Annotated in this window: 25 protein-coding genes; 4 read left to right on the top strand and 21 right to left on the bottom strand. The window is 70.5% G+C overall.

Annotated elements, in window-relative coordinates; genetic code table 11:
• Positions 1-49 precede the first annotated feature (49 nt).
• From KV097_RS15240 to KV097_RS15250, 3 genes are all read right to left on the bottom strand, one after another.
• Entirely contained in the window at positions 50-1702 is a 1653-nt protein-coding gene (locus tag KV097_RS15240) for a cation acetate symporter (RefSeq protein ID WP_220343254.1), read from the bottom strand.
• On the bottom strand, positions 1699-2037 hold the full coding sequence (locus KV097_RS15245; RefSeq protein ID WP_220343253.1) for a DUF485 domain-containing protein: 339 nt from the start codon (positions 2035-2037) through the stop codon (positions 1699-1701). Before KV097_RS15245 ends, KV097_RS15240 begins: the two co-directional genes overlap by 4 nt.
• 169 nt (positions 2038-2206) lie before the next feature.
• Positions 2207-3712 carry a glycosyltransferase family 39 protein gene (locus KV097_RS15250; protein ID WP_255559663.1) on the bottom strand — a complete coding sequence of 502 codons (1506 nt, stop codon included), beginning with the start codon at positions 3710-3712 and terminating at the stop codon, positions 2207-2209.
• Between the two features lie 207 nt (positions 3713-3919).
• Between KV097_RS15250 and KV097_RS15255 the strand changes: the two genes are divergently transcribed.
• Positions 3920-5356 (top strand): DEAD/DEAH box helicase, encoded by a 1437-nt coding sequence (locus tag KV097_RS15255; RefSeq protein WP_301021490.1) that lies wholly within the window; start codon positions 3920-3922, stop codon positions 5354-5356.
• Between the two features lie 124 nt (positions 5357-5480).
• The gene (locus KV097_RS15260) at positions 5481-6122 is read left to right on the top strand and encodes a TMEM175 family protein (RefSeq protein WP_220343250.1); all 642 of its coding nucleotides are present in this window, start codon (positions 5481-5483) and stop codon (positions 6120-6122) included.
• Here KV097_RS15260 and KV097_RS15265 read toward each other — a convergent pair.
• From KV097_RS15265 to KV097_RS15280, 4 genes are read right to left on the bottom strand one after another with little or no spacing between them, the layout of a single operon-like run.
• The gene (locus KV097_RS15265; RefSeq protein ID WP_220366346.1) at positions 6119-7633 is read right to left on the bottom strand and encodes a cation acetate symporter; all 1515 of its coding nucleotides are present in this window, start codon (positions 7631-7633) and stop codon (positions 6119-6121) included. The genes KV097_RS15260 and KV097_RS15265 overlap by 4 nt on opposite strands.
• 21 nt (positions 7634-7654) lie before the next feature.
• Positions 7655-8032, bottom strand: a complete 378-nt coding sequence (locus tag KV097_RS15270; protein ID WP_220343248.1) for a hypothetical protein — start codon at positions 8030-8032, stop codon at positions 7655-7657.
• Positions 8029-8787 carry a LytTR family DNA-binding domain-containing protein gene (locus KV097_RS15275; protein ID WP_220343247.1) on the bottom strand — a complete coding sequence of 253 codons (759 nt, stop codon included), beginning with the start codon at positions 8785-8787 and terminating at the stop codon, positions 8029-8031. Before KV097_RS15275 ends, KV097_RS15270 begins: the two co-directional genes overlap by 4 nt.
• Before the next feature lie 57 nt (positions 8788-8844).
• Positions 8845-9936 carry a sensor histidine kinase gene (locus tag KV097_RS15280; protein WP_220343246.1) on the bottom strand — a complete coding sequence of 364 codons (1092 nt, stop codon included), beginning with the start codon at positions 9934-9936 and terminating at the stop codon, positions 8845-8847.
• Positions 9937-10000: 64 nt separating this feature from the next.
• On the opposite strand from KV097_RS15280, the gene KV097_RS15285 reads away from it, so the two are divergent.
• Positions 10001-10390 (top strand): nuclear transport factor 2 family protein, encoded by a 390-nt coding sequence (locus KV097_RS15285; RefSeq protein WP_220343245.1) that lies wholly within the window; start codon positions 10001-10003, stop codon positions 10388-10390.
• Positions 10391-10394: 4 nt separating this feature from the next.
• Here the strand turns inward: KV097_RS15285 and KV097_RS15290 are convergent, their stop codons facing one another.
• Genes KV097_RS15290 through KV097_RS15300 form a run of 3 tightly spaced genes read right to left on the bottom strand, consistent with a single transcriptional unit; the run spans position 10395 to position 13553 of the window.
• On the bottom strand, positions 10395-10895 hold the full coding sequence (locus tag KV097_RS15290) for a GNAT family N-acetyltransferase (protein WP_220343244.1): 501 nt from the start codon (positions 10893-10895) through the stop codon (positions 10395-10397).
• A 6-nt stretch (positions 10896-10901) separates the two neighbouring features.
• Complete coding sequence (gene purL, locus KV097_RS15295) at positions 10902-13208, bottom strand: phosphoribosylformylglycinamidine synthase subunit PurL (protein WP_220366347.1); 2307 nt, start codon at positions 13206-13208, stop codon at positions 10902-10904.
• A 30-nt stretch (positions 13209-13238) separates the two neighbouring features.
• On the bottom strand, positions 13239-13553 hold the full coding sequence (locus KV097_RS15300) for a cupin domain-containing protein (RefSeq protein ID WP_220345962.1): 315 nt from the start codon (positions 13551-13553) through the stop codon (positions 13239-13241).
• Between the two features lie 82 nt (positions 13554-13635).
• On the opposite strand from KV097_RS15300, the gene eis reads away from it, so the two are divergent.
• The gene (eis, locus tag KV097_RS15305) at positions 13636-14787 is read left to right on the top strand and encodes an enhanced intracellular survival protein Eis (RefSeq protein ID WP_220366348.1); all 1152 of its coding nucleotides are present in this window, start codon (positions 13636-13638) and stop codon (positions 14785-14787) included.
• Between the two features lie 25 nt (positions 14788-14812).
• Here eis and KV097_RS15310 read toward each other — a convergent pair whose 3' ends face one another.
• The 11 genes from KV097_RS15310 to KV097_RS15360 all read right to left on the bottom strand — a co-directional run bounded on the left by KV097_RS15310 (position 14813) and on the right by KV097_RS15360 (position 22927).
• Entirely contained in the window at positions 14813-15658 is an 846-nt protein-coding gene (locus KV097_RS15310; protein WP_220366349.1) for a siderophore-interacting protein, read from the bottom strand.
• Positions 15659-15693: 35 nt separating this feature from the next.
• Positions 15694-16110, bottom strand: a complete 417-nt coding sequence (locus KV097_RS15315; RefSeq protein WP_220343239.1) for a VOC family protein — start codon at positions 16108-16110, stop codon at positions 15694-15696.
• Positions 16111-16171: 61 nt separating this feature from the next.
• The gene (locus KV097_RS15320) at positions 16172-17392 is read right to left on the bottom strand and encodes an Nramp family divalent metal transporter (protein WP_220343238.1); all 1221 of its coding nucleotides are present in this window, start codon (positions 17390-17392) and stop codon (positions 16172-16174) included.
• A 63-nt stretch (positions 17393-17455) separates the two neighbouring features.
• Positions 17456-17944 carry a hypothetical protein gene (locus KV097_RS15325; RefSeq protein ID WP_220345958.1) on the bottom strand — a complete coding sequence of 163 codons (489 nt, stop codon included), beginning with the start codon at positions 17942-17944 and terminating at the stop codon, positions 17456-17458.
• 1 nt (position 17945) lies between these two features.
• Positions 17946-18359, bottom strand: coding sequence for a hypothetical protein (locus KV097_RS15330; protein WP_220366350.1), 414 nt, complete (start codon positions 18357-18359; stop codon positions 17946-17948).
• Between the two features lie 109 nt (positions 18360-18468).
• Positions 18469-18771, bottom strand: coding sequence for a GNAT family N-acetyltransferase (locus KV097_RS15335; protein WP_220366351.1), 303 nt, complete (start codon positions 18769-18771; stop codon positions 18469-18471).
• 31 nt (positions 18772-18802) lie between these two features.
• Positions 18803-19471 (bottom strand): phosphoribosylformylglycinamidine synthase subunit PurQ, encoded by a 669-nt coding sequence (gene purQ / locus KV097_RS15340; protein WP_220343234.1) that lies wholly within the window; start codon positions 19469-19471, stop codon positions 18803-18805.
• Positions 19468-19740: a phosphoribosylformylglycinamidine synthase subunit PurS gene (purS, locus tag KV097_RS15345; protein ID WP_220343233.1), complete on the bottom strand. Its 273-nt coding sequence runs from the start codon at positions 19738-19740 to the stop codon at positions 19468-19470. The genes purQ and purS overlap by 4 nt, the downstream gene beginning before the upstream one ends.
• Before the next feature lie 164 nt (positions 19741-19904).
• A complete protein-coding gene (locus KV097_RS15350) occupies positions 19905-21455 on the bottom strand; it encodes a long-chain fatty acid--CoA ligase (RefSeq protein ID WP_220366352.1) in 1551 nt (516 codons plus the stop codon).
• A 138-nt stretch (positions 21456-21593) separates the two neighbouring features.
• Complete coding sequence (locus KV097_RS15355) at positions 21594-22463, bottom strand: phosphoribosylaminoimidazolesuccinocarboxamide synthase (protein WP_220366353.1); 870 nt, start codon at positions 22461-22463, stop codon at positions 21594-21596.
• A 26-nt stretch (positions 22464-22489) separates the two neighbouring features.
• Positions 22490-22927 (bottom strand): nuclear transport factor 2 family protein, encoded by a 438-nt coding sequence (locus KV097_RS15360; protein ID WP_220366354.1) that lies wholly within the window; start codon positions 22925-22927, stop codon positions 22490-22492.
• Between the last annotated feature and the right edge of the window lie 54 nt (positions 22928-22981).

Raw genomic sequence — 22981 nt, forward strand, 5'->3', positions numbered from 1 at the left:
CGGGGGAATCGTGTGTCTCGTGGTTGGTCAGGGTTGGTCGGTCAGCCCGTCACTCGGCGCCCGCGCCGGTCATCGACCGGACCTCGAGCTCCTCGTACTTCACGGGGTCGGCCTTCTCCTTGGTCGTGACCGTGCCCAGCCACCCGAGGAAGAACCCGATCGGGATCGAGACCAGGCCGGGGTTCTCCAGCGGGAACCAGCTGAAGTCCACGCCGGTCCCGAACAGCGACAGGCTCTCCCCCGTCTCCGGGTCGACCTTGCCCGAGACCACCGGCGAGAAGAACACCAGGCCGACGGCCGAGATCAGACCGCCGTAGATGCTCCACACCGCCCCGCGCGTGTTGAAGTCCTTCCAGAACAGGTTGTAGAGGAGGGCCGGGAGGTTCGCCGACGCCGCCACGGCGAACGCCAGGGCGACCAGGAACGCGACGTTCAGCGACTGCCCGGGGATCGCCAGCGCGATCGCCACGCCGCCGATCACGAACGCCGCGATCCGCGCGACCTTGACCTCGTCCTTGCCGGAGACCTCACCCTTCTTGAACACGTTGGCGTAGAGGTCGTGCGCGACCGACGACGCCGACGCGAGCGTGAGGCCCGCGACCACGGCGAGGATGGTGGCGAACGCCACCGCCGCGATCAGTGCGAGCAGGATCGCGCCTCCGGTCGAGCCCGCGCCGCCACCGACGGCTTCGGCGAGCAACGGTGAGGCCAGGTTGCCGCCGGACTCGGCGACCTTGGCGTACTGGTCGTCGCTGAGCAGCGCCGCGGCACCGAACCCGAGGATCAGCGTCATCAGGTAGAACGTGCCGATCAGACCGATCGCCCAGTTCACCGACACGCGCGCTTGACGGGCCGTCGGCACCGTGTAGAAGCGGATGAGGATGTGCGGCAGACCCGCCGTGCCGAGCACCAGGGCGATGCCGAGCGACAGGAAGTCGAGCTTGCTGGTGAAGTCGGCGCCGTACTTGAGCCCGGGCTCGAGGAACGCCTGCCCCTTGCCGGAGTTCGAGGCGGCCGTGCCGAGCAGCTCGGACAGGTTGAAATTGAACTTCGCCAGCACCAGGATGCTGATCAGCAGCGTGCCGGCCATGAGCAGCACCGCCTTGACGATCTGCACCCAGGTCGTCCCCTTCATGCCGCCGACCACGACATAGAAGATCATCAGCACGCCGACGGCGACGATCGTCAGGTTCTTCAGCGTGTCGCCCTCGACGCCGAGCAGCAGCGACACGAGCGCGCCGGCACCGACCATCTGCGCGAGGAGATAGAAGATCGACACGACGACGGTGGAGACTGACGCAGCGGTACGGACAGGACGCTGCCGCATCCGGTACGCCAGCTGGTCGGCCATCGTGAAGCGGCCGGAGTTGCGCAGCAGCTCGGCGACGAGGAGCAGCGCGACCAGCCAGGCGACGAGGAACCCGATGGAGTAGAGGAAGCCGTCGTAGCCGGACAGCGCGATGGCGCCGGAGATGCCGAGGAACGACGCCGCCGACATGTAGTCGCCGCCGATCGCGAGGCCGTTCTGGAAGCCGGTGAACGACCGGCCGCCGGCGTAGTAGTCGGCCGCCGTCTTGTTGTTGCGGCTCGCCCAGAACGTGATGGCGACCGTGAGCAGCACGACACCGACGAAGAGGACGGTGGTCAGAGTCTGGTGGTCACCCTCGGCACTGGCTGCGAGGACCACGTCGCGTCCGCTCATCGGGTGATCTCCTCGTCGTACTCGGCGCGCAGTGAGTCAGCGAGCGGGTCGAGGTTCTTGACGGAGAACTTCGAGTACCAGATCGCGATGGCGAAGGTGGAGACGAACTGGAGCAGTCCGAAGATCAGGGCGACGTTGATGTTGCCGACGACCTTGGCGTTCATCAGGTCGGGCGCCCAGTTGGAGCAGATGACGTACAGCAGGTACCAGGCCATGAAGCCGATCGTCACGGGGACGACGAAGCCTATGTACTTGCGTTTGAGGGTGTGGAACTCCTCGGTGGAGCGGATGCGTGCGTAGGCCGCATCCTCCGCCGCTGTGGTTCTCTCGATCACGGCTTCGCCTCTCGGGACGCACGGGCATGGGTGTTCTCGCGTGAGGCTAGGGGCGGCCGCAGGGTGTGTGCCAGGTCACACCCGAGAGGTTCGGTGGACGTGCGCGACCGGTCGCCGTACGGCATCGCGCGCGCGCCGAGCGGTCGCGCTCACGCGACGAACGGCGGGGTCAGTCCAGGTGCCGCAGGTCGTCCCAGAGCTCGGCCCACGGCCGCAGCGGACCGCGACACACGGCCACGGGGACGCCCTCCTCCTCGTTGTCGACACCGACCCCGTTGCGGAGCACGTCCACGGCCTCGCACTCCTCGAAGATCGTGACCGCGAACCCGTACTGGCCGCCGACGAAGACGACCGTCTCGGTTCCGTCGGGCGGCCGGGCCTGGTCGTGGAGGGCGTTCTGCCCGCTGTACGGCGTGGGCAGGCCGAGCGCGGGACCGTACCGGTCGATCGCCCCGGCCTCGCCGTAGTTGCTGGTGATGATCGCTGCCTCGGCCCGCTCATCCGCCGACAACCCGTCCCACACGGCGGCGATCTGACGGACGTACGTCGGCCACCCGACCTGGTCGGCGGCAGCCTGGTTGATCCCCGGGACAGGGGTGCTCCCGAGCGTGCCGACGCCGATCACCGGCAGCGACACGACGACGGACACCGCGGCGTACAGCACCAGCAGCGCCCCGACCCCTGCGCGCACGGCGTTCGACGAGCGGGTGAGCCACGACGCCGTCGGGACCCAGCCGGCGGCAAACAGCACGGCGAGCACACCGACCGGGTAGTAGAACTGCGCTCCCCCCACGAAGGTCAGCACAAGGACGACCACGAAGGCGACGTCGAAGGCACGGAGGGCTCGCCACTGCGGCCGTCGCCACAGCGCGACCGCACCCACGACCCACACGGCGGGCAGCATGATGAAGAGGAACGGCCACATCATCACCCGAACCTCGTCGGCGTTGTTGTCAGCCAGCGCCGCGCCCATGTCGAGCTGCGGGAAGCCGTTCACGACCTGGTAGGCGAGGTTCGGGAGGGCGACGACCGCGGCGAGCGCGCCGCCGGACCAGAACCAGCCCGACCGCAGCACCCGCCGGGGACCGACCAGCACCACGCCGACGAGCAGGCCGAGGATCAACCACGGGATCAGCAGGCGGCCGTAGGTCGCGAGACCCACCACGAGACCGACGGCGAGCCACCACCGGCCGTCGTCGCGGAGCAGGGCGCGGATCACGAACCACGACGCCAGCACCCACGCCAGGAGATCCGGCGAGGTCGTGATCAGCACGTGCCCGGCCACGAGCGGGAACGTCGCGAACGCGAACGTCCAGGCGCACAGCCCTTGGGCGAGAGCGCCGCCTCCGAGCTCGCGGACGATCGCGGCGACCACCAGCGTGGAGGCCACCACGGCCGCGATCGCCGGCAGCCGCAGCGCCCACGGCTCATCGGCGACCAGGTCGGTCATCGCGCGGGCGATCAGCGGGATCAGCGGCGGCTGGTCGACGTAGCCCCACGACGGGTCCAGCATCCGGAAGTAGAGCTCGTCGCGATGGAAGCCGTAGCGGCCGGCCGTCGCGAGCAGCACGACCGCGAGCGCCGCGGCGGCAGAGAGCACGGGCACCCGTGCGTACGCAGGCACGGGCGACGTCTCACGTTGGTGTCCACCGACCATCGGGGCCGTGGTGCCCATCCCCGCAATGTAGGGGTCCCCAGGGTCAGGACGTGTGTGATCAGCACCACTCGATTCGTCGTCACGGCCGCATCCCGGGTACTGTCGACGAAGGACGCATCCGGCGTCCGCGGTCGTCTGCTCGAGCGGCGCGCACCCCGCGCCCTCCCGTCCTCATTCGTGAGTGGCTGCAATCACGGCCACCCCCACGACTTGAAGGACACCCCTGTGCCCACCTTCGCCGATCTCGGCGTACCTGCACCTCTCGTCGCCTCCCTCGCGGAGCGCGGCATCACCACCCCCTTCCCCATCCAGGCGGCCTCCCTGCCCGACTCGCTCGCGGGTCGTGACGTGCTCGGTCGAGGCCGTACCGGCTCCGGCAAGACCGTCGCCTTCAGCCTGCCGACACTCGCCGTCCTCGCCGCCAGCGGTCGCCGCCGGCGCGCCAAGAACCCCCGCGCGCTGGTCCTCGTCCCGACGCGCGAGCTCGCGACCCAGGTCCACGAGACGCTCCAGCCGCTCGCCCAGGCGATGCAGATGCGCACCATGACGATCTTCGGCGGTGTCGGCCAGAACCCACAGGTGACCAAGCTCCGCAACGGTGTCGACGTCGTCGTCGCCACCCCGGGTCGGCTCGAGGACCTGATGGCTCAGGGTCACTGCGACCTGAGCGACATCGAGGTCACCGTGCTCGACGAGGCCGACCACATGGCCGACCTCGGGTTCCTCCCCGGCGTCAAGCGGATCCTCGACCGGACCCCGCGGGACGCGCAGCGCCTGCTCTTCTCGGCGACGCTCGACAACGGGATCGACACCCTCGTCAAGCGCTACCTCCACAACCCGGTCACCCACTCGGTGGACGAGGCGACGTCGCACGTCCCGGACATGGAGCACCACGTGCTCTCCGTGACCCACGACGGCAAGCAGTCGCTCATCAACCAGCTGGTCGGCGGCGAGGGCAAGACGCTCGCCTTCACCCGTACCAAGCACGCGGCCAAGAAGCTCGCGAAGAAGCTCACGGACTCCGGGATCCCGGCCGTCGACCTTCACGGCAACCTGAGCCAGAATGCACGCCAGCGCAATCTCTCGGCGTTCTCCGACGGCACCGTCCGAGTCCTGGTCGCCACCGACATCGCGGCCCGCGGCATCCACGTCGACGACGTCTCGCTCGTCGTGCACGTCGACCCGCCGACCGAGCACAAGGCGTACCTCCACCGCTCGGGCCGTACGGCACGTGCCGGCGCCTCGGGCGTCGTCGTCACCATCGCGACACCCGAGCAGCGCCGCGACGTCCGTACGCTGATGCGCGCGGCCTCGATCAAGCCGACCGACCACGAGGTCGCCGCCGGTTCCGAGATCATCGGCTCGCTCGTCGGCCCGCAGGCCGAGCGCGTCTCGCCGCCCCCGGCGCTCGTCGCTGCCGCGGCGGCCAGCGCTCGCGGCAACGGTGGCCGTAGCGGCGGTCGCGGGAGTGGTGGCCGGGGCAACAACGGCGGGGGCCAGCGCTCCGGCGAGGGCGCCCGCAGCAGCAGCGGTTCGCGTCGACGTCGCTCCGGTGGCGGGACGGCCACACGAAGCGGCAGCGGCTCGGCCTCGAGCTCGAGCTCCTCGCGCTCCGGTGGGGCTGCCTCGTTCTCGTCCCAGGCCGGGCGCCGCGGTCGCTGACGCGACTCCCCACGACCTCTCGGCCAGCAGCCGCGGCCGTCCTCGGCACCCCTCGGTGCCGGGTACGCGTCCGCGGCTGCTGCTTGCCCGCGCCGCATCGTCCGGCTCTTCCTACAGTGGACGGATGGCGGGAACTCACACGGACCGCGGCCTGGACCGGCTCGTCAACTTCACCGACGCCGCGGTCGCGATCGCGATCACCCTCCTCGTGCTTCCCCTCATGGACCTCGTCACGGACGGACGGTCCCACTCGGTCGCGTCCGTGCTGGCCGACGAACGCTGGACGTTCGTCGCGTTCGCGCTCAGCTTCGCGGTCATCGCGCACTTCTGGGTCGGTCACCACCGACTGTTCGAGCATCTGCGCGACTACTCCAACGCCATCCTCTGGACCAACTTCGTCTGGTTGGCCAGCATCGTCTTCATCCCCTTCACGACCCAGCTCCTCGGTGAGCTGAGCAGCGACACCAGAGGGGGAAACTCGCTCTACATCGGCGTGCTGATCGTCGCGAGCGCGTGCCTGGCCGTCATCCAGTGGCTCACCGTGCGCCACCCCGATCTCCAACGGAGCGATGTACGGGGACAGCTCGACGTCCGCGGAGGGCTCGTCGCCCTGGGCCTGCTGCTGCTCGCGTTCCTCCTCGACCTGGTGGCGCCGAGCGTCGGGATGTTCTGGCTTCTTCTGCTCTTCCTCGCCGGGCCGGTGGCGCGGCTGGTGGGTGTCCGCAAGCTGCCCCGCGACCGCGACATCATCGAGCGGCCGAGCTAGGGACCGTCCGCCCGATCCAGCAGCAGCCGCTCGGGGGTGTGCAGCCGGACCATGGTCCGCGCGACGTTGGAGGGTCGCCGGTTCTGGGTCGCCAGCGAGACGGCCACCATGGTGGCGAAGGCGATCGGCACCGACCAGGCGGCGGGTCGCGACAAGAGAAGGTCGAGCCAGCCGTCGTCACTCCCGCGCACGATCGTCGCGACGACCGCACCTCCGGCGCCGATCCCGCCGGCGAGCATCCCCGCGACGGCGCCCGCTGCGGTCAGGCGTCGCCACCAGATGCCCAGGACGAGGAGCGGGCAGAACGTGGACGCGGCTACCGCGAAGGCGAAGCCGACCGAGCTCGCGACCGCGATCTGGTCCGAGGCCAGCGCGAGCACGAGCGGGAACACCGTGCCCACCACGGCGCCGGCGCGCAGTCCGGCGACCGGTCCGAGGACGCGCCGACCCACCGATCCCTGGGCGAGCACCCCGGCGACCGACATCGTCAGGCCGGAGGACGTCGACAAGAAGGCGGCGAACGCACCCGCGGTGAGCAGCGCGCCCAGCAGGTCACCGAGCGACCCGCCGATCATCCGCATCGGCAGCTCCAGCACCACGATGTCGGTGTTGCCGGTGGCGACCAGGTCGGCGGCGTAGACCCTGCCGATGACGCCGTACGCCGTCGGAAGGAGGTAGAAGACGCCGAGCAGCGCCAGCACGAGCAGGGTCGTCCGGCGTGCCGCGCGCCCGTCAGGATTGGTGTAGAACCGCACCACGACGTGCGGAAGGCCCATGGTTCCGAGGAACGTCGCCACGATCAGCGAGTACGTCGCATAGAGCGCCAGACCGGGCGCGTCCGCGGCCATCGGCGACAACCAGGCTGCCGAGGCCCCGGCGTCGGCAGGGGTCGGCCTCCCGTCGTCGGTCCAGGCGTGCAGCAGGAACACCAGCGGCACCAGCAGCGCGGTGAGCTTGAGCCAGTACTGGAAGGCCTGCACGAAGGTGATGCTGCGCATGCCGCCGGAGATCACGTTGACGACGACGATCACGGCGACCATCACCGACCCGACCCACGTCGGTGCTCCCGTCACGGTGTGCAGGACGAGCCCGGCGCCTTGGAACTGCGGCATGAGATAGAGCCAGCCGATGACCACCACCAGCATCGACGCGACCGCGCGCGCGGTCGTCGACTGCACACGCATCTGCGTGAAGTCGGGAAGCGTGTAGGCGCCCGACCGCCGCAGCGGGGCGGCGACGAACGCGAGGAGGACCAGATAACCGGCCGTCCACCCGACCGGGAACCACACCATGTCCGCGCCGTAGGTCAGGATCAATCCGGCGATGCCCAGGTACGACGCCGCAGAGAGATATTCGCCGCCGATCGCCGACGAGTTCCAGAGCGGGCTCACCGATCTCGACGCGACGTAGAAGTCGGAGGTGGTCCTGCTGAACCGCAGCCCGAACAGGCCGATGCCGAGGGTCGCGAGCGCGACCACCGCCACGGCGACCGCGGCGTACGTGCTGCTCACGGGGGATGCTCCTTGCCCCGGTCAGGGGCGTTCGACGAGATCGCTGAACGCACGCTCGTTGCGCTCCGAGGCCACCACGAACGCCCAGCCGATCAGGAACAGCACCGGATAGACCCCGACGCCGAGGACCCACCACGGCAACGGGAGGGGTCCGACCTGGACGGCCTCGAGATCGGCGACCATGAAAAGGATCGGCAGTCCCCCGATCGCGGCGGCGACCACGGCCGCGACGACCAGCGCAAGGCGCAGCTGCGAGCGCACCAGCGACCGCACGTAGACCTCGCCGATGGCAGTCTCCTCGTCGATCTCCTGCACGACCGTGCGGCGCCGGCGAGGACGAGCGGTCGTGTGAGGGCTGGTGATGCGGACCCGGTCGACCGCCGGGTCGGTGCCCGTCACGACACCCCACCACCGGAGCGGGACCGCTGCTGGACGAGCTCCCGCAGGTCGCGTGTGTGGCGGCGAGCGACCTGCAGCTCGGTGTACGGCGGGCCCCCGGCGTCGACGAGGACGGAGCATCGGCCGGCGATCATCCGCACCTCCCGCACCCGCGACGACGCCACCAGCAGACTGCGGTGGATCCGGACGAACCCGGCGGACGCCCACTCGTGCTCCAAGGTCACCAACGCCGTACGGAGCAGGTGGCTGTCGCCCTCGACGGTGTGGAGCCGGACGTAGTCGCCCTGCGCCTCCACGTAGGCCACGCTGCTGCGCGCGACGAAGCGTGTGACGCCGGCGAGCTCGACCGCGACGACGTCGTCGTCCGCCGTCACCGACGACGTCAGCGGCGACCGGGCACCGCAGATCCGGCGCACGGACTCGCGGAGACGATCCTCCGCGACCGGCTTGAGCACGTAGTCGACCGCGTCGAGGTCCCAGGCGTCGACGGCGTGGTCCTCGTGCGCGGTCACGAACACGACCTTGGGCTGGCTGCGGAAGCGGGCGAGGACCCGCGCCACCTCCAGGCCCGACAGGGCCGGCATCGCGATGTCGAGGAAGACGGCGTCGACAGGGTCGGCCTCCAGCGCTCGCAGGACGTCGGCGCCGGAGCCGACGGCCCGGACGTGGTCGATCCGCTCGTCGCGCTCGAGGAGATAGACGAGCTCGTCGAGGACCGGCTGCTCGTCGTCGGCGACGAGAACGTTCAGACCCATGGCGCACGAGTGTAGGTGTGCGGTGTGGCCTGCGTCACGTCTGGTGCGGCCGGACCCTCATCTCTCGGCGCCCGGCGCGTACTTGGGCACCCGGACGGTGACCTTCGTGCCGGCGCTCGGCGCGGTCTCGATGACGATCCCGTACGCGTTGCCGTAGACGGTGCGCATCCGCTCGTCGACGTTGCCCAGGCCCACCGAGTCCCCCGCGCTGTCGCCGGCGAGGGCACGGCGTACGCGGTCCGGGTCCTCCCCGACCCCGTCGTCCTCGACGGTGATCACCGCCTCGTTGCCCGCGTCGCGGGCGATCACGACGACCGTGCCGCCGTCGGCCTTGCGTTCCAGCCCGTGACGTACGGCGTTCTCGACCAGCGGCTGGATCGAGAGGAAGGGGAGCCGGACGGAGAGGACCTCGGGAGCCACCTGCACGGTGACGTGGAGGCGGTCGCCGAAGCGGGCCTTCTCGAGCACGAGGTAGCGCTCGATCGACTGCAGCTCGTCGGCCAGGGTGGTGAACTCCCCGTGGCGCCGGAACGAGTAGCGGGTGAAGTCGGCGAACTCGAGCAGCAGCTCGCGCGCCCGCTCGGGGTCGGTCCGGACGAACGACGCGATCGCGCCGAGGGAGTTGTAGACGAAGTGCGGTGAGATCTGGGCTCTCAGCGCCCGCAGCTCGGCCTCCATCAGCGCGGTACGGGACTTGTCGAGCTCGGCCAGCTCGAGCTGGCTGGACATCCAGCGCGCGACCTCCGTCGTCGCGCGGGCCAGACCGGCCGAGCTGGTCGGTGACCTCACCACGAGGGCACCGACGACGGTGTCCTCGACGGTCAGCGGTGCCACGATCGCGTGCGGGTAGTGCGCGTGCGGGGTGCTGAACGCCTGCGTGGCGCCAGCCGCGATCGCCTGTCTCGCGAGCTCCATCGCGTCCGAGCGCCGCTCGCGGGAGCCCTCGACCGCGAGGACCTGCTCGGTGTCGGTGAGCGCGACCGACGGTGCGCCGAGGAGCGTCCGCAGGTGCTTGAGCGAGGCGGAGGCGCTGTCCTCGTCGAGGCCCCGGCGCAGCGCCGGCGCGGCCAGCGAGGCCGTGTGCAGCGTCTCGTACGTCGCCCGGTCCTCGGCCGACCCGAGCGAGCGACGGGACCACGGTGTCCACATGGGTGGAGAGTGTGCCACGCGTCGGCAGTGGAGCGCTGTCCGTCGGCCGCTCTACGGTGGACTGATGGAGCCGTCACACCCACGCGCCTTCGCCGACCAGTGGTGCGCCGCCTGGAACGCCCACGACGTCGAGGCCGTTCTCGCCCACTTCGCCGACGACGTCGTCTTCAGCTCCCCCGTCGCCGCTGCGCTCCTCCCCGACAGCGCCGGTGTGCTGCGCGGCAAGGGGGCCCTGCGGCACTACTGGACCGAAGGCCTCCGTCACGTGCCGGACCTGCGGTTCGAGGTGCTCGGCGCGTACGCCGGGCTGGACACCCTCGTCATCCACTACCGCAACCAGAAGGGCGGGCTCGTGTGCGAGGTGCTGCGGCTCCGCGACGGGCTGGTCGTCGAGGGACACGGGACCTACCTCGCGTCAGAGAGCGACACCGACCTCGCCGGCACCGGGCGCTGAGGGGTCAGCCAACCGGCTTCTCGAACCGTGCCAGGGTCTTGCACCGCCCTGGGAACTCACGATCGCCGCGCTCGACGAACCCGAGGTCGGCGTAGTACGCACGAAGCCCGGCGTTGGCCGCCGCGCAGTCGAGCCGAACGCTGGTACGCCCCGCGTCGCGGGCGCGACCGGCCACCCAGTCCAGCAGCGCTCCACCGAGCCCGCGTCCACGGTGGGCCCTCCGCACCATCAGCCCGTGCACGTACAGCGCGTCGTCGGCCGCAGGATCGACGAGATCGTCCCAGATGGCGGGGTCGGCCTCGAGCACCCGGACCGTCGCGCTGATCGCTCCGTCGTCGCGGACGACCCACCACTGCTGCCGGGCGATCTGGTCGCGCACCTCGTCCGCCGTAATCTCACCGGGCTGCCACTGGGTGATGCCTGACCCGAGCTGCCACCGTGCGAGGTCGTCGCGCAGCGACACGACCGCCTCGGCGTCCGCCCGGTAGGCGCGGGTGGGGAACACCGGCGCTCAGGCCCCCATGGCGGCCGGGATGGTGGTCGACCAGCGGTCTCGAAGCTCCGCCACCGGGACGGAGAACGCCCCCTCGACCGTCAGCGCCTCTCCTCCGGTCTCACCGATCCGCGTGACCGGGACGCCGTACGACGCGGCAAGGTCGGTGAACCCCTCGACGTGGTCGGGCGCGACCGCCACCAGGGCCCGGGCCGTGGACTCGGAGAACAGCGGCACGAAGTCGTCCCCACCGAAGGACCCTCCGTCGAGCGACACCGTCGCGCCGACACCGTGGCGGATCGCCGCCTCAGCGAGGGCGATGGCCAGACCGCCGTCGGAGAGGTCGTGCGCGGCGGTGGCGAGCTCACGCCGCGCCACCTCCACCATCAGGTCCGCGAGCGCCTTCTCGGCCGCAAGGTCGACCTGGGGCGGACGTCCACCCAGGTGGCCGTGCGCCACCTGCGACCACGCCGAACCGTCGAGCTCTTCGCGCGTGGTGCCGAGCAGGAGGACCACGTCACCCTCGGCGGCGAAGCCCTGCCTCACCCGCTTGGTGACGTCGGTCATCACGCCGAGCACACCCACGACCGGGGTGGGCAGGATCGCCGTCTCGCCGGTCTGGTTGTAGAACGACACGTTGCCGCCGGTGACCGGGATGCCGAGCGCGGCGCAGGCGTCCTTGAGGCCCGACGTGGCCTGCTCGAACTGCCACATCACGGCCGGGTCCTCCGGAGAGCCGAAGTTGAGGCAGTCGGTCACCGCCAGCGGCAGGGCACCCGCGACCCCGACGTTGCGGTACGACTCCGCGAGGGCGAGCTGCGCGCCGGCGTACGGGTCGAGCTTGGCGAAGCGTCCGTTGCAGTCGGTTGAGAGCGCGACGCCGAGGTTGGTCTCCTCGTCGATCCGGACCACACCGGCGTCCTCGGGCTGCGCCAGGACGGTGTTGCCCCGGACGTAGCGGTCGTACTGGTCGGTGACCCACGACTTGTCGGCCTGGTTCGGAGAGCCGAGGACGTCGAGGAGTGCGGCCCGCAGCTCGTCGCCGCTCGACGGACGTGCCAGCGTGGCGGCGGTGTCGGCCTGCAGCGCGTCCTGCCAGGCGGGCCGGGCGTACGGGCGCTCGTAGGTCGGACCGTCGTGCGCGACCGAGCGCGGCGGCACGTCGACGACGGTCTCGCCGTGCCAGTCGATGACCAGGCGCCCTGTCGTGGTGACCTCACCGACGACGGTGGCCTCGACGTCCCACTTCGCGCAGATCTCCATGAAGGCGTCGAGGTGGTCGGGCTCCACGACCGCCATCATCCGCTCCTGCGACTCGCTCATGAGGATCTCCTCCGGAGAGAGCGTGGAGTCGCGCAGCGGGACCGTGTCGAGCTCGACGTGCATCCCGCCGTCACCGGCACTGGCGAGCTCGCTCGTCGCGCACGACAGACCGGCGCCGCCGAGGTCCTGGATGCCGGCCACCACGCCGGCGTCGAAGAGCTCGAGCGTGCACTCGATGAGCAGCTTCTCCATGAAGGGGTCGCCGACCTGGACGCTCGGGCGCTTCGTCGGCCCTGAGTCGCTGAAGGTCTCCGACGCGAGCACCGAGACACCGCCGATGCCGTCGCCGCCGGTGCGAGCGCCGTACAGGACGACCTTGTTGCCCTCGCCCGACGCGTGAGCGGTGTGCAGCTGCTCGTGGCGCAGGACGCCGACGCAGAGGGCGTTGACGAGCGGGTTGCCCAGATAGGTCTCGTCGAAGACGACCTCGCCCCCGATGTTCGGCAGACCGAGGCAGTTGCCGTAGCCGCCGACGCCGGCGACGATCCCCGGCATCACGCGCCTGGTGTCCGGGGCGTCGAGGGGGCCGAAGCGCAGGGGATCCATCACCGCAACTGGGCGGGCGCCCATCGCGAGGATGTCGCGGACGATGCCGCCGACACCGGTGGCGGCGCCCTGGTACGGCTCGACGTAGCTGGGGTGGTTGTGGGACTCGACCTTGCAGGTGACCGCGTAGCCCTGGCCGACGTCGATCACGCCGGCGTTCTCACCGATCCCGGCGAGCGTCTTGCCGAGCGGCGTCTCCTGGGGGAGCTCGCCGAACTTCTTGAGGTGCACCTTGCTCGACTTGTAGGAGCAGTGCTCGCTCCACATCACGGAGTACATCGCGAGCTCGGCGCCGGTCGGGCGGCGCCCCAGGATCTCGACGATCTGCTCGTACTCATCGGGCTTCAGTCCCAGCTCCGCCCACGGCAGCTCCCGGTCTGGGGTGGCGGCGGCGTTCTCGACGGTGTCGAGGCGGGGCTTCGCGGAGGAAACGGTGGCGGCAGGCGCGTCGGTCACGGCACCAGCGTAGTCGTCGCTGCCAGGCGCCTACTCCAGCCAGTCCGTCACGAAGGTGTCGTTGGCGTGGATGTGCGTCGCGCGGTAGCCGCCCGGCAGCACGCGGAACTTGTGCGGGGTGTCGGGCGGGACGACGATCACGTGGCCTGCACGCCCCACGAGCTCCTCACCGTCGACGGTGAACAGTGCGCTCCCGGCATGGATCAGGAACGTCTCGGCGTACGGATGGGTGTGCAGCCGCGGGCCGCTGCCCTCGACCTGGGTGTCCGACTGGATGATCGAGACGCCCGCCCCGTACGCGGCTCCCTCGATGTTGTCGGTCGTGCCGACCTCGATGATGTGCATGCCACGACGCTAACCACCGGCAGCCTCCCGGATCTCGCGTATTTCCATCGCTCGCGGCTCAGGCAGCCACTACGGTCGTGCGGTGGAGATTCGTGACCTCGGCCTCGACGACCTCGATGCGGCGCTCGACGTCCGTTCGCGGTCCTTCGGTCCGCTCTCGTCGACCGACGTCGACCAGTGGAAGGGCATGGTCGCGCGAGCCGTCGACGCCGGTCGACAGCTGGCGGCCTACGACGGCAGCACGGTCGTCGCGACAGCGCGCATCAACGCCTTCGGGCAGTGGTGGGGAGGGCGTCGCCTGCCGATGGCGGGGATCGGCGGCGTCGTGGTGGCGCCCGAGCACCGTGGGAGCGGCGTCGGCTCAGCACTCATGCGCGCGGTGCTCGAGCGCTCCCGCGAGCTCGGGTTCCTGGTCTCTGCGCTCTATCCGGCGACGACTGCTCCGTACCGCGCGGTCGGTTACGAGATCACCGGCACCCGGCGGGTCGTCGAGGTCTCGACCGAGGCGCTGAGGCGGTTCTCCGGAGAGCCGGTCCGGCTCCGCCGCGGCGGGCCTGAGGACGCCGCCGAGCTGACCCGCCTCCTCGCGGCCGGATACCAGGCGCGTCGCCAGAGCGGCCCCTTCGACTGGGATCCCCTCGAGGTGGCCGTCGACCTGGCCGACGACGAGATCCTGACCTACCTCGCCGACGACGGGGTCGTCTCGTACGCCTTCGCCGGTGACCACCTGGACGTCCAGACTCTGGGTGCCGCATCGACCTCGACGCTGCGGGCGTTGTGGCGACTCGTCGGGTCCGGGTCGTCCACACGGTCCTCGGTACGGGTCGCTCTGGGGCCGCACGACCCGCTGTTCTGGATGCTGCCCGACAACGAGGTGGCCGTGCACCAGACGCAGTGGTGGATGCTGCGGCTGGTCGACGCCCCCGGCGCCGTCGCCGCCCGCGGCTTCCCGGCCGCGATCGACGTCGAGGTGCCCCTGGTCCTCACCGATCCGCTCCACGAAGGCTCGTCGGGTCGACACCTGCTCGTGGTGTCCGGTGGTCAGGGGGTGCTGCGCCGTACCGAAGGGGCGGGCGGCGTGGCGCTCGGGCCGCGCGGGGCCGCGGCGCTCTTCGGTGGGACGCCGCTCGCCACCCTGCGCGCTTCGGGGCTCGCCGACGGAGGCGACCCGGAGGACGACCCGCTGCTCGATGCTGCCTTCGCGGCAACGCCGTACATGACCGACTACTTCTGAGCCGCGGCACGGCCCAGGCGCCGTGTCAGACCTTGGGCTGGGCGCTCTTCCAGGCCCGAAAGCCCTCCTCGGTCTCGCCGCAGCGCCAGTAGCCCGACAGCGAGAGTCGCTCGCGCGGCACGCCCCGCTCATGGAGAAGGTAGGAGCGGAGCTGCTTGAGAAGACCGCACTCGCCGTGCACGAACACGTGCGGCTCACCGGCCGCCCAGTCATGGGCGCGGACGGCGTCGGCAAGGAGCGTGGTGGTGCCGGCGGGCGCTCCGTCACGGTGCAACCACGTCAGCGTCACGTCGGCCTCGGAGACCACCGGCTGCTCGTCCTCGGGACCGTCGACCTCGACGTAGGCGTGGACCCGGGCGCCGGCAGGCATCGCCTCGAGCGCGGCCTGGATCGCGGGCAGCGCCGCCTCGTCACCCGCAAGCAGGTGCCACGCGGCGGACGGGTCCGGGGCGTACGCGCCTCCAGGGCCCGTCAGGTGCAGCACGTCGCCAGGCACGGCTCGGACTGCCCAGGGGCCGGCGACACCGGAGTCACCGTGGACGACGAAGTCGATGGTGATGCGGCAGTGCTCGACGTCGATCCTGCGGAGGGTGTAGGTCCGGACGACGGGCTGGGCTTCGGGCGGGTAGGAGCCACGGACGACGTCGAGGTCAAGCGGATCGGGGTAGTCCACACCGTCGACGAGGAACACGAGCTTGACGTAGGAGTCGGTGAATCCACCGAACCTGCGGGCGAACTCGTCGAACTGACGGCTGCCGAGCACGACACGCTGGATGTGCCGGGTGAGCCGGTCGCTGGAGACGACCTCGAACGCGAGAGGGGCGCGCCGGCCCTTGGTGGCGGACGACTCCGGCTGCGCCACGATGCTCATGTCAGGCACCCTAACTGCGGGGCCAAGAGACCGTCTCAGGGCAGGAGGTCGCGCCCGATCTCGCCCGGGTTGTAGGCGACCTCCCACGCGTAGCCGTCAGGGTCGAGGAAGTATCCGCTGTAGCCGCCCCACTCCCGCCGGGTGCCGGGCGAGCGGAGAGCTGCTCCGGCGGCGACGGCCTCCTCCAGGACCTCGTCGACCTCGGCGGGGGTGGCGACGTTGTGCGCGAGCGTCATCGGCGCGAAGCCGCCGCCTGTCGCGATCGGCCCGACCTCCTCCTCGAACGCACGGCGGTCCCACAGTGACAGGACGACCCGGTCGGCGACCTTGATCATCAGCACCTCCCCGGGGACGAAGAGGCTCGCCGTCCAGCCCAGACCGTCGACGAAGAACGTGCGGCTCGCAGCGACGTCGGCCACGGCCAGAGTGAGGAAGCTGACCCGTTGATCCATGGCGGGGAGCCTAGTGCGGACCGCCGACAACCGGTGCTGTCTCCCCGACGCCGGTGTGGTCTCAGGCGAAGGTCAGCACCAGGAGCGCCACGTTGAGCACGATCACCAACGTCGCGACCAGGGCAGCGAGCGCCGTCGTGATCCGCCGGTTGACCGCCTCTCCCATCACCGCGGGTCGTGCGGTGAGCCACAGCAAGGGCACCAGCGCGAACGGGATGCCCATCGAGAGCACGACCTGTGAGCCCACCAGCGCCCACGACGGCTCGACCCCGAGCACGAGGATCACCAGCGCGGGGATCACCGTGACGATCCGCCGGGCGACCACCGGCACGCGGATGCGGAGCAGCCCGTGCATCACCTCCGCGCCCGCCGCACACCCCACCGAGGTCGAGGCGAGGCCAGAACCCAGGAGCGCCACGGCGAAGAGCAGCGCGACACCCGACCCGAGCTCGGAGGTCATCAGGGCGTGCACCCCCTCGAGCGTGTCCGTCCCCTCCAGGCCGGACAGGCTCGACGCGGCCATCAGGAGCAACGCGAGATTCAGCGAGCCGGCGATGACGAGGGCGACCACCACGTCGATCCGCGTCACAGCGAGCAGCTCGGAGACCGTCCGGCGCTCGCCACGCCGCCCGAGCCGCCCGGCGGTGAGTCCGGAGTGCAGATAGATCACGTGCGGCATCACCGTGGCCCCGATGATCGCGGACGCGAGCAGCACGCTCTCCGTCCCGGCGAAGGTGGGCACGAGCCCTTCGGCGACGGCGGCGGGCTCCGGCGGGGCGACCACGAGACCGGCGGTGAACCCGACCGCGATGAGCAGCAGGAACGCCATCACGACGCGTTCGAGCGCGCTCTGCCCGAACCGGTCGCCGACCCGCAGGACCACCATCGAGACGGCGACGGTCACGAGGGCGCCGGAGACCAGCGGGAGGTCGAAGAGAAGGTAGAGCGCGAGCGCGCCGCCGACCACCTCCGCGACGTCGGTGGCGATCGCGACGGCCTCCGCCTGCAGCCAGTAGGCGATCCGCGCCGGGCGCGGGAGCGTCTCACCCATGTGCGTCGCGAGAGACCGCCCGGTGACCAGGCCCAGCTTGGCGGACAGGTACTGGACCACGACCGCCATCGCGTTCGCGAGGACGACCACCCACACCAGCGTGTACCCGAATGTCGCCCCCGCGGTGACGTTCGTGGCCACGTTGCCCGGATCGACGTACGCGACCGCGGCGACGAACGCCGGCCCGAGGAGCGCGACGTTCTTCGGGAGGCGGGGAGTGCGGAGGAACATCCTTTCAGGATGGCCCATGTTGCCGCCCCTCATGTCGCCGATCCCGATCGACGGACCACCGCCTCAGACGATCACGTACCAGACCCCGCCGGCCTCGACGAGGGCGAACACCGCGTTGCCCATGCTGACCGGAGCACCGGCGATCTGGCGCGGGTGCACCGTCGCGCTGTTGCCGTCCACGCGCGCGCCCCGCACCTCGATCCCGCGGTATGCCGCGAGGAGGCGACGATCGAGGTCGTCGAGCTGGTCGCGCAGCTGACCTTCGCACCGTGCGAGCGCCTCCCGCGACCTGATCGGGAAGCCGTCCGGCGCCGCGACCTCGCACGCCGCACGCACGTCCTCGCGGCCCAACGCGGTGAGCATCTGCTCGAGGGCGGCCGTGGGTGACCTCGGCGGAGGGGCCACCGACGCGGAAGCCGCACCGTGCCCGTCGACTCCGACCGAGCCGAGCCCGATAGCGAGCGTGATCAGGGCGACCCCGGTCGCCGCGAAGACGAGCGCGGCCAGGACCACCAGGGGTCTCGGGACGGAGCGCTCGGGGGAAGCTCGCACGTCAGCCCGCCACCACGTACCACTTGTCCTCGACACGGACCAGCTCGTAGACGTCCTCGCTGAAGGGAGCCGGAGCACCGACGATGTCGGCGCCGGGGATCTCGACCCGCGAGCCGTGAGCCGGGACCTCCGACACCTCCACGTCGCGCAGCCGGCGTACGGCGCCGGGCCTGATCCCCTCGGCGTAGACCCGCATCGTCTCGGCGCACTCGGAGCGAGCATCGTCGGCGAGCGGGCCCTGACGGTGGGCCATCATCTCGCACGCGGCCTCGTAGTCAGCGCTGCCCATCGCGACGAGCATGCGCTCCAGGCTCTCCGCAGGATCACCGGTCGGCCCCTTCCCTGCACCTCCCACGAGGCTCAGCGTGGCGACCACCGATGCGGTGACCGTCCACAGGACGAGCTTCGTGATCATGGACAAGACCCCCGAGTGCGGCTCTTCGACGTCGTTCGGGGGCTCTCCGATCCTCACCCGATCGGGGACGCTCCGCGAATCGAACGCCGGGATCCACGTCCGGGACGGGTCAGCGGGGTTCGACCAGGTCCTCGTACTCGGGGTGCTTGCCGACGTAGGAGGCGATGTAGGGGCAGGTCGCGACGACCTTCCAGCCCTTGGCGCGGATGTCGTCGAGAGCGGCCTTCGCGACCACCGCGGCGAGGCCACGCCCGCTCAGCTCGGGCTTCACCTCGGTGTGCACGAGCTGGCGCACACCGCGACGCGGGTCCCGGTAGACGATGGTCCCGCCGAGCTCGCCGTCGACCAGGAGGTCGTACCGGCTGTCGTCGGCGTTGTCCACGACCTCGACGTTGGCTTCTGCCTGCACCATGATGCTCCTTCGTACGACGCTGGTCGCCCGGCTACCTGACGAGCGCGGTCAGCACCGACGTGAAGAAGCCCAGCCCGTCGGTGCCCGGGCCGCACAGGTCTTCGACCGCGTGCTCGGGGTGCGGCATGAGGCCCACCACGTTGCCGCGCTCGTTGGTGATCCCGGCGATGCCTCGCATCGAGCCGTTGGGGTTGTCGCCGACGTAGCGCGCGACCACACGCCCCTCGCCCTCCAGGACGTCGAGCACCAGGTCGTCGGCGACGAAGCCACCCTCACCATTCTTGAGCGGGATGACGACCTCGTCGCCCGCCTCGTACGCGCTGGTCCAGGCGGTGGCGGCGTTGTCGATGCGGAGCCGCTGGTCGCGGCAGACGAACTTGCGGTGGTCGTTGCGGATCAGGGCTCCGGGGAGGAGGTGCGACTCGCACAGGATCTGGAAGCCGTTGCAGATGCCGAGAACCGGCATGCCCTCGTGCGCCGCCGCGACGACCTCGGTCATCACCGGCGCGAAGCGGGCGATGGCGCCGCAGCGGAGGTAGTCGCCGTACGAGAACCCGCCGGGGAGCACGACCGCGTCGACGGACCGCAGGTCGTGGTCGCCGTGCCAGAGCGCGACGGGCTCGGCACCGGCGAGGCGTACGGCACGCTGGGCGTCGATGTCGTCCAGCGAGCCGGGGAAGGTGACGACGCCGACTCTCATGCGGCCGGGCCCTCGGGCACGATCGACTCCTCGATCCGGACCGCGAAGTCCTCGATCACGGGGTTGGAGAGGAGAGTCTCGGCGATGTTGCGGATCTCCGCGAGGCGTTCCTCGGTGATCTCGCCCTCCACCTCCAGCTCGAACCGCTTGCCCTGACGGACGTCGGCGACCCCGGCGAATCCGAGGCGGTCGAGCGCACCGTGCACCGCCTTGCCCTGGGGGTCGAGGATCTCGGGCTTGGGCATGACGTCGACGACGACACGAGCCACGGTGGCACTCCTTGGGAGGCGGTACGGGTTTCCGGCCCCGAGTCTAGCGGGGCCGCCGTCGCCGCCCCGTCCCCGTTGTGAGGGGTTGCGGTCGGTTTCTCACCGGGAGAGCGACCGGAACCCATCGAAACGCGGACGGGGCGTGCGGGGACGGGGCGTACGGGTCAGAGCTCGCGCTTGAGGATCTTGCCGGTGCTCGTCATCGGGAGCTGGTCACGGAACTCGACGATGCGGGGGTACTTGTAGGCCGCCATCTGCTCCTTGGCCCACGCGATCAGCTCCTCCTCGGTCGTCTCGTCGCCGGGGTTCTTGATGACGACGGCCTTGACCTCCTCGCCGTGGCTGTCGTGCGGCACACCGACGACCGCGACCAGCGAGACCGACGGGTGCGACATCAGCACCTCCTCCAGCTCGCGCGGGTACACGTTGAAGCCGCCGCGGATGATCATGTCCTTGGCGCGGTCGACGATGTAGTAGTAGCCGTCCTCGTCCTTCTTCGCGAGGTCGCCCGACCGGAACCACCCGTCCTTGATCACCTCGGCGGTCGCCTCGGGGCGGTTGTAGTAGCCCTTCATGACGTTCGGGCCCTTGATCGCGATCTCACCGATCTCGCCGACCTCGGTGATCTCCTTCCACTCCGGGTCGATGAGCTTCATCTCGACGTCGGGGATCGGGGTGCCGATCGACCCGGCACGCGGGGGCTGGCCCAGCGGAGCGAAGCTGGCGACCGGAGAGGTCTCGGAGAGGCCGTACCCCTCCAGGATGTCGATGCCGAAGCGTGCCGTGAACTCCTTGATGATCTCCACCGGGAGCGACGACCCGCCGGCGGCAGCCGTCTTCAACGTACGGGCGACCTGCTCGGCGGTGACGTCGCTCCCCTCGAGTGCGCCGAGGAGCCCCCAGTACATCGTGGGGACGCCGGCGAAGAAGGTCACGCCCTCCTTGACCATGAGCTGGAGCGCCGCCTCCGCCTCGAAGCGCGGGAGCATCACGATGGTGCCGCCATAGGCGAAGCCCGAGTTCTGGATCACCGTCTGCCCGAACGAGTGGAACAGCGGGAGCACGCAGAGGTAGACGTGCGGGTCGTCCGCGTCGGCCCCGAAGAGCCGGTCACCGATGAGGGCGTTGCTGATCATGTTGGAGTGCGAGAGCTCCGCACCCTTGGGCTGACCGGTCGTCCCGCTGGTGTAGAGGATCACCGCGGTGTCGGAGTCGGCGGTCTCGACCGTGTCGAACGTCGGCGGCTGGTTGCCGACCGCGGCACCGAAGGTCTCCGCGCCCTCGATCGGCGACGGAGCAGTCGGGTCGGCCGTGATCAGGAAGAAGTGCTCGCACCCCTCGGTCGCGTTGAAGCCGTCCCACGCCTCCTGACCGATCGGCAGCTCGGGCGTCCCCTGGAAGGCGAAGTACGCCCGCGCGTCGGAGTCGCCGAGGTGGTACGCGACCTCGCGCCCCTTGAGCAGGACGTTGAGAGGCACGACCGTCGCACCGGCCTTGAGGATGCCGTAGTAGACGACCGAGAAGTACGGGAGGTTCGGGCAGGACAGCGCGACCTTGTCGCCGCGGCCGATGCCACGCGACGCCAGCAGGTTGGCGACCTGGTTCGCGGCCGCGTCGACCTGGGGGTAGGTCAGGCGCATGTCACCGAAGACGATCGCGGCCCGCTCGGGGTACGACGTCGCCGAGCGTTCGAGAAGGGAGGCCAGGTTGCTCACCGCAGTGCTCCTGTTCGTGGTGTCCGTCAGGGGTTGCACCGGGGAGCCGCGGGGCTACCGGCCGGTGCGGGTGCCCCAAGAGTGACATGGAACACGTCGAGCCGGTCCGAGAGGGCGGCAGACGTGACGGGAACGCAACTAGAAGGTCTCGCCCGTGAGGGTCTCGTACGCCTCGACGTAGCGGGCGCGCGTCTTCTCGACGACGTCGTCGGGGAGCCGCGGCGGGGCCGAGTCTCCCGCGCGGTCCCACCCCGACTCGGACGAGGTCAGCCAGTCGCGGACGAACTGCTTGTCGTACGACGGCTGGACGTGGCCGGGCTCCCACCGGTCGGCCGGCCAGAACCGGGAGGAGTCCGAGGTGAGGAGCTCGTCGGCGAGGACCAGCGTGCCGTCGGACCGCAGGCCGATCTCGATCTTGGTGTCGGCGACGATGATCCCGCGCTCACGGGCGATCGCCTCACCGCGGCGGTAGACCTCGAGCGTGAGGTCACGCAGCTGCGCCGCGAGGTCCTCCCCGACGAGACCGGCAACCTGCTCGTACGAGATGGGCTCGTCGTGGCCGCCGTAGGCCGCCTTCGTGCTGGGCGTGAAGATCGGCTCGGGCAGCGGGGAGCCGTCGGTGAGCCCGTCGGGCAGCACGATGCCCGACACGACACCCGTGGCGCGGTAGTCGCTGAGCCCCGAGCCCGTCAGATAGCCCCGGGCGATGCACTCGACCTGCACCATGTCGAGCCGCTCGACCTCGATCGCGCGGCCGGCGACGACGTCGGGCACGTCGGTCGAGATGACGTGGTTGGGCGCGACGTCGCGGAGCTGGTCGAACCACCACAGCGACATCCGCGTGAGGATCTCGCCCTTGTCGGGGATCGGCGGGTCGAGCGCGTGGTCGTACGCCGAGATCCGGTCGCTGGCGACCATGAGCAGGTTGCCGTTGTCGAGCTCGTAGAGGTCGCGGACCTTGCCGGAGTAGACGTGCGTGGCTCCGGGGACGGCGTACGGGGCGGTCACGGTGCCAGCCTAGGGCTCGCTCGACCTCAGGCCGCGGGCAACCGGTTGTTGAGCGACCAGACCGGTGTCGCGCTCATGCGTGTGAGCCGCCAGCCCCGGTCGCCGCGCTGTGCCTCCATGTCGTAGACCTCCCCGAGCAGGAACGGCGCCGGGTCTGCGACGCCCTCGGCGAAGGCGACCAGCAGGTTCGCCCGGATCGTCGCAGTGTCGCCGTCGAGGTCGATCACGTGCCCGGTCACGCTGTGCCAGACGTTGCCCTGCGAGTGCTTCCGCGCAGCCTGCGCGACGAGGGCGTCGTGCCCCTCCGCGGTGCCGCCGAGCGTGACGACGCGCCCGTCCGGTGCGAAGACGTCTCGCAGGCCGTCGAAGTCACGCGTGTCGAGACACCGGCCGAGGCGCGAGACGAGGTCGACGAGATCAACGCGGTCGGTGTGGGAGTCACGGGTGGTCGGAGTGGTGGTCATGGGCGGCCCTGTCATTCGTTGGGATATCCAACGATAGGCCATACCCATGATTCG

This window comes from Mumia sp. zg.B17, from assembly GCF_019550915.1.
Classification (GTDB): Bacteria; Actinomycetota; Actinomycetes; order Propionibacteriales; family Nocardioidaceae; genus Mumia.